Source organism: Microbacterium sp. M3 (assembly GCF_033548675.1).
Taxonomy (GTDB): Bacteria; Actinomycetota; Actinomycetes; order Actinomycetales; family Microbacteriaceae; genus Microbacterium; species Microbacterium arthrosphaerae.
The window spans coordinates 669,376-684,300 of the sequence record NZ_JAWTZT010000001.1 but is presented as its reverse complement, the minus strand read 5'-3'; the positions used below and the strand labels follow the sequence as shown (position 1 = coordinate 684,300).

11 protein-coding genes are annotated in these 14,925 nt (G+C 72.3%); all 11 read right to left on the bottom strand.

From position 1 onward, the window contains the following. Positions 1 to 7: 7 nt before the first annotated feature. The 11 genes from R8Z57_RS03120 to R8Z57_RS03070 all read right to left on the bottom strand — a co-directional run bounded on the left by R8Z57_RS03120 (position 8) and on the right by R8Z57_RS03070 (position 14,913). On the bottom strand, positions 8 to 1,495 hold the full coding sequence (locus R8Z57_RS03120; protein WP_318352286.1) for an MFS transporter: 1,488 nt from the start codon (positions 1,493 to 1,495) through the stop codon (positions 8 to 10). Positions 1,496 to 1,508: 13 nt separating this feature from the next. Continuing rightward, positions 1,509 to 2,594 (bottom strand): LLM class flavin-dependent oxidoreductase, encoded by a 1,086-nt coding sequence (locus R8Z57_RS03115; RefSeq protein WP_318352285.1) that lies wholly within the window; start codon positions 2,592 to 2,594, stop codon positions 1,509 to 1,511. Beyond that, positions 2,591 to 3,463, bottom strand: a complete 873-nt coding sequence (locus R8Z57_RS03110) for a DUF1684 domain-containing protein (protein WP_318352284.1) — start codon at positions 3,461 to 3,463, stop codon at positions 2,591 to 2,593. Before R8Z57_RS03110 ends, R8Z57_RS03115 begins: the two co-directional genes overlap by 4 nt. A 99-nt stretch (positions 3,464 to 3,562) precedes the next feature. Next, a complete protein-coding gene (locus R8Z57_RS03105; protein ID WP_318352283.1) occupies positions 3,563 to 4,972 on the bottom strand; it encodes a M20/M25/M40 family metallo-hydrolase in 1,410 nt (469 codons plus the stop codon). Further along, positions 4,969 to 6,612: an ABC transporter ATP-binding protein gene (locus R8Z57_RS03100; protein WP_318352282.1), complete on the bottom strand. Its 1,644-nt coding sequence runs from the start codon at positions 6,610 to 6,612 to the stop codon at positions 4,969 to 4,971. Before R8Z57_RS03100 ends, R8Z57_RS03105 begins: the two co-directional genes overlap by 4 nt. Further along, positions 6,609 to 7,583 (bottom strand): ABC transporter permease, encoded by a 975-nt coding sequence (locus R8Z57_RS03095; protein ID WP_318352281.1) that lies wholly within the window; start codon positions 7,581 to 7,583, stop codon positions 6,609 to 6,611. Before R8Z57_RS03095 ends, R8Z57_RS03100 begins: the two co-directional genes overlap by 4 nt. Positions 7,584 to 7,594: 11 nt before the next feature. Then, complete coding sequence (locus tag R8Z57_RS03090) at positions 7,595 to 8,551, bottom strand: ABC transporter permease (RefSeq protein WP_318352280.1); 957 nt, start codon at positions 8,549 to 8,551, stop codon at positions 7,595 to 7,597. 35 nt (positions 8,552 to 8,586) lie between these two features. Next, positions 8,587 to 10,203 (bottom strand): ABC transporter substrate-binding protein, encoded by a 1,617-nt coding sequence (locus R8Z57_RS03085; RefSeq protein ID WP_318352279.1) that lies wholly within the window; start codon positions 10,201 to 10,203, stop codon positions 8,587 to 8,589. A gap of 236 nt (positions 10,204 to 10,439) precedes the next feature. Further along, positions 10,440 to 12,323 (bottom strand): FAD/NAD(P)-binding protein, encoded by a 1,884-nt coding sequence (locus tag R8Z57_RS03080; protein WP_318352278.1) that lies wholly within the window; start codon positions 12,321 to 12,323, stop codon positions 10,440 to 10,442. Further along, the gene (locus R8Z57_RS03075; RefSeq protein WP_318352277.1) at positions 12,320 to 13,699 is read right to left on the bottom strand and encodes an NtaA/DmoA family FMN-dependent monooxygenase; all 1,380 of its coding nucleotides are present in this window, start codon (positions 13,697 to 13,699) and stop codon (positions 12,320 to 12,322) included. The genes R8Z57_RS03080 and R8Z57_RS03075 overlap by 4 nt, the downstream gene beginning before the upstream one ends. Then, complete coding sequence (locus R8Z57_RS03070; protein WP_318352276.1) at positions 13,696 to 14,913, bottom strand: LLM class flavin-dependent oxidoreductase; 1,218 nt, start codon at positions 14,911 to 14,913, stop codon at positions 13,696 to 13,698. Before R8Z57_RS03070 ends, R8Z57_RS03075 begins: the two co-directional genes overlap by 4 nt. Positions 14,914 to 14,925: the final 12 nt, after the last annotated feature.

Here is a 14,925-nt window from a genome sequence, read left to right as displayed (position 1 = left end):
TGACACGCTACGCCCGCGGGGATCGTGCACTCTCGGCGAGAGCATGCGATCCACGCGGATCATGCACCTCGTTCCGCGTCCCCGCCCGCCGGAACGCGGGATCCGCGGACGCGACCAGCGCCACGGCCGAGCCCACCGCACAGGTCACCAGCGCGGCCTGCAGGGTCGCGGTGGTCGACGCACCGGAGGACGTGAGAAGGATGCCGGTGGCCAGGGCCACCAGGAACGTGGCGGCCAGTCGCTGCGTGAGCTGCAGGAAGGAGGCGGCGACGCCGTGCAGCTCGGCCGGCGCGAACGAGAGCGTGGTGGCGCGCACCACCGGCTCGACGAGGCCGCCGCCGATGCCCAACCCGATCTGGGCGACCGCCGCCACGACGAACAGCACGCCGCCCGGCAGGAGCGGGGCGGCCACCGCGAGCCCGGCGAACAGCGCCGCCTGCAGCCCGAGACCCAGCCACACGGTCTTCGGAGCCCCGAATCGCCCCACCACTCGAAGACTGAACAGCGAGCCTCCTAAGCGCGCCAACGCACCGGGGGCGAAGACGAGCGCGATCACCAGCGCCGACAGCGCCGGCGACTGCAGGAAGTAGAGGGTCACCGCCGATCCCGCCGCCATGCCGCTGCCGAACCAGAGAAGCGCCACGACGTTCCCCACGACGAAGCCGCGCGAGCGCACGAGCGCGGGTGCGAAGAGCGGCAGGCCGCCGCGCCGCGCATAGCGGCGCTCCCACACCACCAGCACCAGGCCCAGCGCCACGGCCACGCCGGCCACCGCCAGACCCGAAAGACCCGAGAGTCCCGGCTCCACGACCGGCAGCGTCAGTGCGACCACGACGAGGCAGAGCAGCACGATCCCGGGCAGATCGAGCCATACGCGACGTGAGGCCTCCGAACGAGCGCGGGGCCCCGGCATCCCTCGCCATCCGAGCACGAAGGCGGCGACCACCAGGGGCAACGGTGTCAGCAGCACGAGGCGCCACGCGGTGTCGGCCGCGAACACCCCGAGCAGGGCGGCGGCGATGACCGGGCCGAGCACGCCGGCAAGCCCCCCGACGGCGGTGTACGCGGCGAGGGCGCTCAGCCGCGACCTCCCGGTGAAGAGGTCCTGGATCGCGCCGAGCACCTGCGCGCTGATGACGCCGGCGCCGAGACCCTGCACGAATCGCGCTGCCACGAGCACCCCGATCGTCGGCGCGACCACCGCCGCGATGCCGCCGACGAGGAAGATCCCGAGCCCTACGAGGAACAGCAGCCGGCGCCCGTACACGTCGCCGAGGCGGCCCGACGGGATGAGCCCGAGTCCGAACGTCAGCGAGAACGACGCCAGCAGCCACTGCACGCCCGCGGTCGAGCCGCCGAGCGATGCGCTCACTGCGGGCGCCGCGTAGGTGATGACGACAGCGTCGAACAGCGTCGCGAAGCCCGCCGCCAGACACGCCCAGAGCGCGGGCCGCGCGCGGGATCGCCGCGCGGAGCCCGCGCCCTGACTCGTCACGAACCCGCCCGGCTCACACCGCGGCGAGCTCGGCCGTGCGCTGACCGAGCGGGTCGGCATCCGTCCACAGCGTCGTCGGGAACTCCCGCCGCAGCACCGGCGCGACCTCGAGCGCGAACCGCTCCAGGATCCCGAGCTGCTGCGCGAACGGCACCGTCGTGGGAAGGCTGATCGACTGCAGATCGTGCCCGAGCCGGCCGTGGAACCGCGCGATCTTGTCGATCACCTGCTGCGGCGTGCCGACGAGCGCCGGACCTTCGGCGACGGCGTGCTCGATGTCGCGGAAGGGGGTGTTGTTCCCCGGCACGTTGGTGGCGGCGACGATCGCGTTGTACACCGGGCCGAACTGCGCGATGGCCTCCTGCGTCGTGTCGGCGATGAAGAGGGCCCCCGAACCGGCCGCGACGAACGCCGCGGCCGGGTCGTGCCCGTGCCGCGCGTACTCGGCGCGGTAGTGATCGACGAGCACGCCGTAGTTCTCGAGCGGCTGGATCGCGTTCGCACTGAACAGCGGGTCGCCGAAGCGGGCGGCCAGGCCCGCCGAGAAGAGCGTCGTCGCCGACCCGTGCCACACCCGGGGCGCGCCGGCGAACGGCCGCGGCAGCGTGGTCACTCCGGAGAGCGGTCGCGTGAACTCGGTGCCCGGCCACGTGACGTCCTCCTCGCGCCAGAGCGTCCGCAGCAGCTCGTACTTCTCGGCGAGCAGCTCCCACTGGTCGTCGATGTCGAGCCCGAACAGCGGGAACTGGGCGACCTCGTTGCCCTTGCCGATCGTGATGTCCAGGCGCCCGCCCGAGAGCTGGTCGATGGTCGCGTAGTCCTCGGCGACGCGCACCGGATCCAGCACCGAGAGCACGGTGACCCCGGAATTGAGACGGATGCGGCGCGTCTGCGCCGCGATCGCACCCAGGAGCACCGTCGGCGACGAGGAGATGAAGTGCCCGGCGTGGCGCTCGCCGATGGCGACGGCATCGAGTCCGAGCTCTTCGGCGCGGACCGCCTGCTGCAGGGTCTCGGCGAGGCGATCTGCGGGCGAGACCTGGTGCCCGCTGATCGGGTCGGCGCGGTAGGGGACGATGTCGAGCAGCTGGAATCTCATGCGGCCACCCCCGGTGCGACCAGCTCGGCGCTCGAGGTCACGCGCGCGAGCGGCGTCTTCTCGCCCGCCTCGATGCCGACCGGGAGGCGGTTGCCTTCCGGCGGCAGCGGGCACGTGGCGAAGTCGGTGTAGGCGCAGGGGAGGTTCACGGCGCGGTTGAAGTCGATGGTCGTCCAGCCGTCGGCGTCCGGCGCGTCGATCCCGACCGAGCGGTTCGCGGCGTACGTGGTGAGCCCGCTCGTCGCGTCGGTGAACAGCACCAGGAGCGAGCCTGGCGCCTTGCCCTCGAACGCCGTGAGCGCGAACTCCTCGCCGCGCCACGAGAACTCCAGCACACCCGGCGCGTCGTACACGTGGGTGAGCCCGTCGACCGCCGCGCCGACCTCGGTCGGGACGGGCGCATCGAACGGACGGAAGCGCGCCGCGACGCGCCAGCGGGGGTTCGGCACGTACGTCGGGGTGCCCGCGTACTCCGCCAGGAACGGGTGGTCGGCGCGGCGCGGGCGAAGGATCGTGTGCCCGCCGCGGATCGCGATCTCGACCGCGCCGGCCACCTCGCCGTCCGTGAAGGCGGGGCTGACGCTGCCTCGCTCGGCGATCGCGCCGAACGCGTGCGTGCCGGTGATCGTCGCGCCGTCGAGCGTCAGACTCTCGCCGTCGGCGAGATCGACGACGACGCCGTCGGCGCCGAGGCGCCAGGTGCCGGGCGCACCCGGCAGGATGATCGCGTCCGCGCCGAGCCAGTGCAGCCCGGTGATCGCGAAGAAGCCGAGGGAGTCGGCGCGCCGCGTCTCATGTGAGCGGTGCCAGTCCTCCCAGTCGCGCCCGAACTGCGCGCGGTCGATGTCGGTGTTGAGGGTGGTGGTCATGAGTGCTCCTCGGTGCGGTGGATGGGGGAACGGATGATTTCGGTACGCTCGCGAGTTCGCTGCTCGATCTGGCGGCCGCGCCCCGCGCGGCCGCCGCGGTCAGGCGGTCGCCCGCTCGGCGACACGGGTGCGCGTCGCCGTGCTCGTGTCGGCGTGGAACGTGCGCACGGCGTGATCGAGGGCGTCGACGGTGAGGGCGATCGAGTCGAGGTCGATGCGCTCGTCGTTGCCGTGGAAGAGGCGGCGGAAGGTGCCGTAGTCCCAGCGCTCGCTGAGCACGCCGAATCCGTATGCCGGAACACCGCGACGGCGGAAGAAGCGCCCGTCGGTGCCGCCGACCCCGAGCATCGGCAGCAGCTCGGCAGACGGGTAGGCGCGGCGCACCGCGCTGCCGAGCGCGTGGAACAGGGGCGTGTCGATGGGGGAGGCGGTCGACTCGCCGAACCAGTCGCCCTCGATCTCGATGTGCTCGATGAGGTCGCCGAGCGCGTCGCGGATGAGGCCTTCGACGTCCTCGCGCGTGACATCGGGCAGGATGCGGATGTCGAGCTGCACGGTGGCGGTGCCCGGGATGACGTTGCCCTTCTCGCCCGCGCGGAGGATCGTCGGTGAGATCGTCGTGTGCGTCGAGGCGTGCGCGAACCCTTCGAGCGCGCCGAGGTGCGGCAGGCCGTCGTAGAACAGGTCGGCATCGGTCAGTGCGGAGCGGGTCTCGGGGTCGAGGTCGAGCGCCTCGGCGTACGCGCGCCATTGCGGGGTGATCACAGTGGTGCCGCGGTGTCGCGCGAGGCGGGTCACCGCCTCCGCCGCGATGACCGCGGCGTTGCGCGAGCCCCAGGGCGCGGAGCCGTGACCGGGCGCACCGGTCACGCGGAGCAGCCGGCCGGCGCCGCCCTTCTCGCCGACCATGACGCCGAGATGCGGCTGCGAGCCGGCGTGCGCTCCGCCCGACTCGGTGAGCACGTAGTCGGCGTCGATGAGGTCGAGGCGGTGCTCGGTCAACCAGTCGACACCGAAGCGGCTGCCGTTCTCCTCGTCGGCGACAGCGGCGAAGATGAGGTCGCCCCGCGGACGGAAGGTTCCGGTCGCGATGGCACGGGTCACGACGGCGTACGCGGCGGTGAGGTTGAGCATGTCGATCGCGCCGCGGCCCCAGAGCACGCCGTCGACGATCTCTGCGGCGAACGGGTCGCGCGACCAGCCCGACGGTTCGACCGGCACGACGTCGGTGTGCCCGACGAGGGCCAGCGACGGCGCCGAGGGGTCGGTGCCCTCGATGCGGATGATGAGGGACGCGCGGCCCACATGCGGCTCGACGACGACGCCGTCGAGTCCGGAGCCCTCGAAGAAGCGCTGCAGCGTGCGCACCTGGAGGTGCTCGTGACCGGAGTCGGGCGTGCCGTCGTTGACGGCCGCGTTGCGGATCAGCTCTTGCAGCAGCTCGGTCGTCTGCCGGGCCAGCGAGCCCGGGGAGTGGAACCCCTGTGCGGCGATGCGCCGCCCGCTCACGCGACCGCTCCGCCCGCGAGCGCAGGTGCCGAGAGCGTCGAGCCCGGGATGGCCTCGATGAGCCGCCGCGTGTACTCCTCCCGAGGCGCACGCAGCACCTGCGAGGTGGGCCCCTGTTCGACGATCCGGCCGTGCTGCATCACGGCCACGCGATCGGAGATCTCGCGGACCACGGCGAGGTCATGACTGATGAAGAGGTACGACACCCCCACGTCGCGCTGCACCGCCGACAGCAGATCGAGGATCTGCGCCTGCACCGAGACATCGAGCGCCGACACCGCCTCATCCAGCACGACGAGGTCGGGGCGCAGCGCGAGGGCGCGGGCGATGGCCACGCGCTGACGCTGCCCGCCCGAGAGCTCGGCGGGGCGCCGCGCGCCGGTGCTCGCGGGCAACGCCACCTGGTCGATGAGCTCGCGCACGCGCCGCGTCCGCTCGGCCTTGTCGACCCCGAACGCGCGCAGCGGCTCGTCGATCACCTCCGCGATGGTGAACCGGGGGTCCAGCGACGCGAAAGGGCTCTGGTAGACGAGCTGGAAACGCCGGCGGAGCGCGCGCAGCTCTTCCCGGCTCGCCGCGACGAGGTCGGTGCCGTCGAAGCGGATCGCGCCTGCCGTCGGCTTCTCCAGCCGCAGTGCAAGTCGCGCCGTCGTGCTCTTGCCCGATCCGGACTCACCGACGATCGCGAGCGTCTCGCCGCGGTCGACGCGGAACGTCACGTCGTCGACGGCGAGGAGCTTCTCGCGGCCGGGGAGGGGGAACTCCTTGCGGAGACCCGTGACCTCCAGGAGCGGCGGGGTCGCAGCATCCGTCTCCGTCCGAAGCGGTCGCTCGGAGACCCGCAAGGTATCGCCGCGCAGGCCGGGCGCCGCAGCGATGAGCGACCGGGTGTACGGATGCTGCGGATCCTGCAGCACCTGGCGCGCCGCGCCGGTCTCGACGATCTCGCCGTTCTGCATCACGATGATGCGGTCGGCGCGGTCGGCCGCGACGCCCAGGTCGTGCGTGATGAGCAGCACGGCGGTGCCGAGAGTCGAGGCCAGCGTGTCGATGTGGTCGAGGATCTGCTTCTGCACCGTCACGTCGAGAGCGCTGGTGGGCTCGTCGGCGATCACCAGCCGGGGCTCGGCCGCCAGCGCCGTCGCGATCAGCGCGCGCTGCTTCATGCCCCCCGAGAACTGGTGCGGGAACTGCTTGGCACGGGCCTCGGGCTCGCCGATGCCGGCCAGGCGCAGCAGCTCGACGGCTTGGGCGTCGGCGCCGCGCCGGGTGGCGAGGCCGTGGATCACGAGCGGCTCGCCCACCTGGCGGCCCACGCGCTTGACCGGGTTGAGGCTCGTCGTCGGGTCCTGCGGGATGAGCCCGATCGCGCGTCCGCGCACCTCGCGCCAGGCACGGCGCGAGAGCCCGGTGAGGTCGGTGCCGTCGAAGACGATCGAGCCGGCGTCCACCGCCGCGTTCGCGGCGAGGAGATGGATCACCGCGTGGGCGGTCGTGCTCTTGCCCGAGCCCGACTCGCCGACGATGGCGACCACCTCGCCGCGGTCGACGGTGAAGCTCACGTCGCGGACGGCCGGGCGCGATTCGCCCGCGAGTGCGTACGAGACGGACAGGTTCGAGACCTCCAGCAGCGCGGTCATCGGATTCCTCCATTGCGCTCGAGGGCGCGCGAGATGCGGTTGGCCGACAGCACGACCGCGACGATCACGAGGCCGGGGAACGTCGTGAGCCACCACGCGACAGCGAGGTAGTCGCGGCCGCCCGCGACGAGCGAGCCCCACTCCGGGGTGGGCGGCGGGGCGCCGAAGCCGAGGAACGACAGCGACGAGATGGCGAGCACCATGACGCCGAACTCGAGGGCGGCGAGGGCGACGACGGGTCCGGACGCGTTCGGCAGCACGTGCCGGCGCAGCACCGTGTACCAGCGCACGCCCGACACGTGCGCGGCCTCGACGTAGACGGCGGTGGCGATCTGCAGCACCTCTGCGCGCATGACGCGGGAGAACGAGGCGATGCTCGCCAGTCCGACGGCGATCGCGACGTTGAGCGTGCCGAAGCCGAGCGCCGTGATGAGCGCGAGCGAGAGCAGCAGGCTGGGGATCGCGAGCAGCACGTCCATGAAGCGCATGATCGCGTCGTCGACGAAGCCGCGGAGGAATCCGGCGAGCAGGCCGAACAGCGACCCCACCGCGAGACCGACGATGACGGCGACCGAGGTCGCAGCGAGCGAGGTCGCCGAGCCGTAGACGACGCGGGCGTAGAGGTCGCGGCCGAGGTTGTCGGTGCCGAAGAGGTGCTCGGGGCTGGGCGGCAGCAGGCGGTCCTGAGGGACACCGACGATCGGGTCCCAGGCCGTGAACCACGACGGCACCAGCGCCCACAGCGTGACGAGCGCGAGCACGAGGATCGACGCCACCAGCGTGGGCTGCTTCAGCACGGCGACGACCGGCGTGAGTGCGGAGCGGGGGGACGCGGCATCCGTCCGCTCCTCGTCCAGCTGCGCCGCGTGCGGGCTGCCCGACGGGTCGGCGTCGGGGTCGACGATCGACTCGATGTAGGGGTCGTGCGGCTCGAGGGTGCGCGGGGGAGCGAGGACGTTGTCGACGGTCATGACTGCTCCTTTCAGGCTGCGACGAACGCCGTGCGGGCGAGCGTGATGCGGCGGTCGATGAGGGGATACACGAGGTCGACGACGAGGTTGGCGACCACGAACACGAGGGCGGCGAACACGACCACCGTCTGCACCACGGGCACGTCGCGGTTGTTGACCGCGGTGACGACGAGGCGTCCGATGCCGAGGCGCGAGAACACGGTCTCGGTCACGACGGCGCCCGAGAGCAGTCCGCCGATGAGCACCCCGACCATCGTGAGCGAGGGGATCGCCGCGTTGCGGAACGCGTGGCCGAGCTGCACGCGGCGCTCGCTCGCCCCCTTGGCGCGCACGATCTCGACGTACGGCTGGGCGAGGGTGGAGCGCAGGCTGCGTGACAGCAGCTGGGCGATGAAGGCGCCCGAGGGGATCGCGATCGTGATCGCCGGCAGCACCAGGCTCTCGAAACCCTCGTTGCCCATCGACGGGAACACGCGGATGCGGAACGAGAACGCCTGGAGCAGCAGGAGGCCGATCCAGAACACCGGGATCGAGACGCCCAGCGGCGGGAGCGACGACAGCAGGTTCCGCAGCCACTGCGCGCGGGCGAGTGACGCCGACAGCGCGAGGACGATGCCGAACACGACCGACAGCACGAAGGCGAACGCCGTCAGCGCGAGCGTGGGCGGCAGCGATTCGAGGAGGAGATCGGAGGCCGGACGCCCGGTCTGCGTCGACACGCCGAAGTCGCCCGTCAGCGCCTTGCCCAGGGCGACGAGGTACTGCTCCCACAGCGGGCGGTCGAGACCGAGCTCGCTGCGCAGCTGCGCCACGAGCTCGGGGTCGATGGCCTCCTGGTCGCCGCCGCCCGCGAACAGCGTCGCGGCGTCGCCCGGCAGGAGGTACAGGATGAGGAACGAGATCGTGTACGCGGCCCACAGGACCACCAGACCCTGCCCGATCCTCCGGGCGATGTATCTGCCCCACATGATCTCGCTCCTCATCCTCGCTCTTCGTGCGGTTCCTACTCGGCGATCCAGGCGTCGTAGAAGTCCAGGCGGCTGGACGCCTCGAAGCCGAGACCCTGCACCTTCGACGCCGCCGTGATGGTGGTCGACAGCTGGTAGATCGGGATCGAGTAGCCGCCGGTGATCAGCAGCTCCGCCGCCTCGTCGACGACCTTCTGACGCTCGGCCGGGTCGATGATCGCGGCCTGCTCATCGAGCAGCTCGTCGATCTCGGCGGGTTCTGTGCGCTTGGTCGCGTTGTTGGTCCCGCTCACCGAGAACACCGTGCGCAGCACGTCGGGATCGGCCCGCGTCAGGTTGCCGTACGAGAAGTCGTACGTGCCGTCGGCGTTCGCCGCCTGCACGTCGGCGATGCTCGCGAAGGTCAGCTGCAGGTCGACGCCGATCTGGCGCAGCTGCTGCTGCACGAGCTCGAGCACCTCCTTCGGCGACTGCCAGTAGGTGACGTGGAAGCTCAGCTTCTCGCCGTCCTTCTCGCGGATGCCGTCCTCGCCCTCGGTCCAGCCCGACTCCTCGAGCAGGTCGGCCGCGGCCTCGGGGTCGTACTCGAGCACATCGCTCAGGTCGGCGAAGTAGGGGGTCGACGAGGCGAGCGGCGACACGGCCGGCACGTCGTCGGGGCCGAGCAGCGTCGCTGTGATCTGCTCGCGGTCGATGCCCTTCTGGATCGCCAGCCGCACGTTCTCGTCGGCGAGCTTCTCGGTCGACTGGTTCGCGTAGAGGTTGTACACCGAGCCGGGGTTGGCGCGGTTGAGCGACCAGAAGTCGTCGCTCTCGAACAGCACGGCGTCGGCCGTCGCGATACCCGTGGTGGCGTCGATCTGACCCGACTGCAGGCTGCCCGTGCGGTTGCCCGACTCGGGAACGACCTTGTAGGTGATGGTGTCGAGGTAGGCCTCGCCGGTGTGCGCGGCCGTCGACGGCCCCCACTCGTAGCCCTCGCGTCGCTCGAGCACGGCGCCCTCGTTGGGTGTGTAGCTCTGCACCGAGAACGGACCCGAGCCGACGAAGTCGCCGAGGCAGCGGTCGGCCTGGCTCACCGCGGCGGTGGCCGGCGACAGCAGGCCGAGCGAGAAGGTCGAGGTGGCCTGCAGGAACTGCGCGCTCGGCTCGGAGAAGTTGACGACGACCGTCTGCGCGTCCGGCACCTCGATGCTCTCGAGGTCGGCGAGGTACGACGAGCCGAGGCTCGCCTTCGCGCCGAGCGCCTGGATGGCCTCGAAGTTCGTCTTGACGGATGCCGCGTCGATGGGCTCGCCGTCGGCGTAGGTGGGACCCTCCTGCAGCGTGAAAGTGAAGCTCGTGGCGTCGTCGTTCACCTCGTAGTCGGTGGCCAGCCACGGCAGGATCTCACCGGTCTCGGGGTCCTGAATCGTCAGCGACGCCACGGTCTGCCGCGCGATGGCGATCGCGTCGTTGTTGCCGACCTGCTGGGGGTCGATGCACTGGCTGTCGACCGAGATCGCGAAGGTGAGGTTGCCGCCTGTGACCGGCTCCGCCTCGGCGGATGGGGTGGGCGCGGCGTCGCCGGCGCCGGTCGCGCACGCGGTGAGCGCGAGCGCGACGACGCCGATCGCCGCGAGCGCGGCGGTACGGGGTCGGGTGAACGACATGATGGGTCTCCAGAAGCTGTGTCGGGCGAGGCGCGGCGGGCGTGCCGGGCTCGTGTCCTCAGCGTCTCCGAGACCGTCGACGGACCTCGACCGCCCGCGTCACGAAGCGTGAACGTCGGTCACCGTCGTTCACGCCCCGTCATCCGGCGTCATGTTCCGGGCCCCGGAGGGGAACTATCGGGAAACTGCAGCGCCCTGCGCTCAACGACCGGGAGCCCACGGCGGGAAAGGCCGGACTACGGGGCGACGGGCACGGCGAGGCCGAGGCGCGCGGCGATGGCCCCCGCGACGACGTCGGTCTGGCGCAGCGAGAGCGAGTTCGCAGCCGGCCGGGTGAAGGCGCCGGCCTCGGTCTGCGAGGTGAACGGGCCGATCGCGAACAGCAGGTCGTGGGGCGGGCCGTCGGGGCTCAGCACTCGTCCGTCATCGGTCACCCGCACGCGGCCGAGTGAGCCGTCGTGCTCGGCGTCCGTGACGCGCAGCTCGCTGCCGTGCACGGTCGCGAGCTCCCGCAGCGCGGCGTCCGTGCTCAGCGCGGCGTCGGCGCCGGGCAGCCACGCGTCGACGAGCGCAGCGGCGACCGTCTCACCCGGCACCCGGGGACTGGATGCCGCGAACCCGCGCGGACCGACCGACACGTCGACGTCGGGGCCGAGGAAGCGCACCACGCCGGCATCGGCCAGGGCGAGCAGCTCCTCGAGCCGGTGCGGCGGCGGGCCGCTCGCCAGGTAGCTGAAGAAGGTGTGCCAGCGGACGGGCAGAGTGTGCGCGCGCGACCGCGCGTTCCAGCGCTCCTTGGGGATCTCCGACAGCGCCATGAACGACAGCAGCGCCGCGATGAAGACCCCCTGGGCCGGGCTCCGCTCCTGCGTCGTGCGCAGCTGCAGGTCGTCGACGATGTGCGCGCGCACGCGGCGCTGCACCTCTTCGGCGTCGGCGAACTGCGCGTCGGCGAACGGGCGGTCGAACGCCGCGACGTCGAACCGGTCGAGGGGGTCGGGCACCACGGCGGCGATGGCCTCCCGCAGCGCGGGGTCGTCCCACGCGTACGCTTGCAGCACCGGCCGGAAGTCGTCCCAGGTGGTGGCGACGCGGTCGGGGTGTCCCGTGAACAGCTCGCGATAGTGGCCGTGCAGGAGCTCCCCGGCGATGAGCGGCCAGGCGTCGCGGTCGAAGTCGAGCGGCCGTCCGGCGTGCTGCAGGTCGGCGATCGCCTCGGCCGTGAGCACCTCGCGCAAGGGCGCGTCGCCCTGAAGCGTCGAGGTCACCTTGGAGCGGTACGGCACACCGCGCCGCGAGCCGAGGTGCAGTCGCGGCTCCCGGCCCGACGACAGGTAGCGCAGGGCGCCGTCGCGGTCCCGGTCGAAGCGCCCGCCGCGTCCCTGGGTGAGGAGCACGACGAGATCGACGGCCGCGAGTCCCATCCCGCGCACGATGACGTCGCCCTGCTCCGGGAGCGCCGACAGGTCGGCGTCCGCGGTGAAGGCGGGGGGCACGTACACGAGCCCGGCGCGGGCCGCGGCCGAGGCGAGGGCGGCTGACGCCGGATCGGGCTCGCGCTCGGTGTGACCGAGGCAGTAGGCGACGGCATCCGTCACGATCTCCCGACCGCTCGCGAGCGCCACGGCATGGCGTCCCCCGGAGAGCCGCCGCACCGAAGTCACGGTGTCGGCGTGGAGCCGGATCGTCACGCCCGCCGGCGCGCTCGCCGCGGTGCGACGGAAGAACCAGTCGAGATAGTGGCTGTGCAGGCGGCGCGTGGGGAAGCCCTCGGGGTCCAGGGCGCGGGCCTCGGCTGCCGACAGCTCGTCGAGCTCGACATCGGGCAGGCCGCCCGCGCGCCAGAGCTCGAGCCACTCGCTGAGCGAGGGCCCGGGACGCACCGGCCCGTCGATCGTGCAGCTGTCATCGGTGAACACGGAGACGTCGCGCGTCATCGAGTTGAGTTTCAGCAGCGGCGACTGGGCGTGCCGCCAGATGCGGCCCGCCCCGGGCGGATGCGGGTCGACGAGGTCGATGTCGAGCACGGTGTGCTCGTCGGCGCGCGCCAGCACCCGTTCGAGGAGCATGATCGCCCGAGGGCCGGCTCCGACGAACAGCAGGCGCGCGCGGCCGGTCATCGCGTCGCGAGCACCGGGGCCGCCGGCGCCCCGGTCAGCCGAGGCGCCGGAAGCGCGAGCAGGTCGCGGAGCGTGGCGCCCTCCTCGTAGGACTCGCGGTACGACCCTCGCTCCTGCAGCAGCGGCACGACGCGCTCGGCGAACTCGTCGAGGCCGTGCGGGGTCAGGTGCCCGACGATCGTGAAGCCGTCGGTGGCACGCTCCTGCACGTAGCGATCGATCTCGGCCGCGATGCGCTCCGGCGTGCCGACGAAAGTGGGGTTCGCGGTGAGCCGGATGACGGTCTCCCGGATGCTGAGCCCCTCGGTCTCCGACAGCTCGCGCAGCTTCGCGATCCGGGCCCGCACCGCCGCGTGCCGGTTGGCCCAGCCTCGCGCGGTCTCCGAACCGGTGTCGGGCTCGACATCCGGGAGCGGTCCGTCGGGGTCGTAGCCCGTGAGGTCGCGGCCCCACACCTGCTCGACGTACGTCAGCGCCACCTCGGGACGGATCTGCTGCAGCGCGACCTCGCGGGCGCGCTCGCGCGCGTCGTCGTCGGTGTCGCCGATGGCGAAGGTCGCCGCCGGGAGGATCTTGAGCGAGTCCTCGTCGCGCCCGTAGCCGGCGAGCCGGCCCTTGACGTCGTCGTAGAACGCACGGGCGTCCTCGAACTCCTGATGCAGCGAGAAGATGACCTCGGCGTGCTCGGCGCCGAACGTGCGGCCGTCGGCGGAGTCGCCGGCCTGCACGATCACGGGGCGCCCCTGCGGAGAGCGGGGCACGTCGAACAGTGCGTCGACGTCGAACTGCGGACCGGTGTGGCGCACGCGTGCGGGCAGGCCGTCGTCGAGGAAGACGCCGGCGGCGGCATCCGCTCGCACACCGTCCTCGGGCCACGAGTCCCACAGCTCCTTGGCGAGCTGGGCGAACTCGCGCGCCCGCTCGTAGCGGTCGGCGTGGTCGAGGTACCCGCCCCGGCGGAAGTTGGCGCCGTGAAAGGCGTCCGAGCTCGTCACGGCGTTCCAGCCGGCGCGGCCGCCCGACAGATGGTCGAGCGTCGCGAGCTCGCGAGCGAGCTCGTAGGGCTCGTTGAACGTGGTGTTCAGGGTTCCCACGATGCCCACGTGGCGGGTGATGGCGGCCACCGCCGCGAGGATCGACAGCGTGTTGGGGCGGCCCAGGACGTCGAGCTCGTGGATGCGGCCCTTGTGCTCGCGCAGCCGCAGGCCCTCGGCCAGGAAGATGTAGTCGAACAGCCCGCGCTCCGCCGTCGCGGCGAAGTGCTCGAACGACGCGAAGTCGATCTGGCTGCCCGCCGTCGGGTCGGTCCAGACGGTGGTGCTGTTGACGCCGGGGAAGTGGGCGGCGAGGTGGATCTGACGGATGCTGCGACTCACAGCGCGACCTTCTCTCGGGCGTAGCGGCTCTCGGGGCGGGCGAGGTCGAGGCGCGAGCGCAGCGTCCCGGCGCCGTCGTCCTCGCGCAGCGTGCTCGTGGACCGCAGCAGCGGCACGACCTTCTCGGCGATCCCGACGACGTCGGCGGGCTGCCGCGCAGGACGAAGGCGCACGCCGTCGACACCGGCCGCGGCCAGCTCGCGCACGGCGTCGGCGACATCGCCCGGTGTGCCCACGACGATGCGCGCATCCGAGGTGAGCGGCGCACCGTCCAACTCGTCCAGGCGCGCCAGGGCGCTCCGCGCCGCGGCCTCGGTGTCTTCGATGAGGACGAGCAGGTCGGCGTAGACCCGCAGGCGCTCGTCGTCCGTGCGCAGCTCGTCGGCCGCGGCATCCAACTCGGAACGGATGCCGTCGAGGGCGAAGCCGGGGCGCTCCTCGTCCGGCGTGACGAAGACGAGGTCGGCGCGCTCGGCCGCGAGCCGGTAGGGCACCGTCTGGTGGGCGAGCACCGTGAGCAGGGGGCGGCCCTGCGGCGACCGCGGCACGATCGAGGCGCCGGTGACGGAGAAGAACTCGCCCTCGAATTCGATGTCGTGCACGCGGTCGGCGTCGAGGAAGCGGCCGCTCGCGGCATCCCGGATGATCGCGTCGTCCTGCCACGAGTCCCACAGCCGCGACAGGACGTCGGCGAACTCACCGGCCTCGCGGAAGGCCGCGAGGATCTCGGGGGAGTCCTCGACGCGGCCCGAGGCGGGGAGCGCCTCGACGCCCGACGTCCGGCGTCCGAAGTTGGCCCGTTCGGCGGCGGACGCCCCGGCGACCAGGCGCACGCCGGCGCGGCCGCGGCTGGCGAAGTCGAGGGTCTGGATGCCGGTCGCCACGTGGAAAGGCTCGGGGTGCGTCGTGGTGACGGTCGGGACGAGACCGATCCGGCGGGTGAGCGGTGCGACGAACGAGGCGATGAGCACCGCGTCCAGCCGGCCGCGCACACGGTCGCGCCGCAGACCCTCGAGCGGCTCGAACCGGTCGGGGAGCGACAGGGCGTCCTCGATCGTCGCGAGCGCGACGCCCGCGTCGTCGGCGGTGCGCAGCAGATCGCGCCAATAGACGGGCGAGGTCAGCTCGCGGGGACGCGCGGTGGGCTCGCGCCACGCGGCGGGATGCCAGCCGGCGCGCTCGAAGGCGATGGCGATGTGCACCTGTTCGGTCACGGTCGTTCTTTC

Coding starts and splice junctions, on each gene's coding strand:
- R8Z57_RS03115 (WP_318352285.1), bottom strand. CDS start 2,594: ATGAGATTCCAGCTGCTCGACATCGTCCCCTACCGCGCCGACCCGATC.
- R8Z57_RS03110 (WP_318352284.1), bottom strand. CDS start 3,463: ATGACCACCACCCTCAACACCGACATCGACCGCGCGCAGTTCGGGCGC.
- R8Z57_RS03100 (WP_318352282.1), bottom strand. CDS start 6,612: ATGACCGCGCTGCTGGAGGTCTCGAACCTGTCCGTCTCGTACGCACTC.
- R8Z57_RS03095 (WP_318352281.1), bottom strand. CDS start 7,583: ATGACCGTCGACAACGTCCTCGCTCCCCCGCGCACCCTCGAGCCGCAC.
- R8Z57_RS03090 (WP_318352280.1), bottom strand. CDS start 8,551: ATGTGGGGCAGATACATCGCCCGGAGGATCGGGCAGGGTCTGGTGGTC.
- R8Z57_RS03085 (WP_318352279.1), bottom strand. CDS start 10,203: ATGTCGTTCACCCGACCCCGTACCGCCGCGCTCGCGGCGATCGGCGTC.
- R8Z57_RS03080 (WP_318352278.1), bottom strand. CDS start 12,323: ATGACCGGCCGCGCGCGCCTGCTGTTCGTCGGAGCCGGCCCTCGGGCG.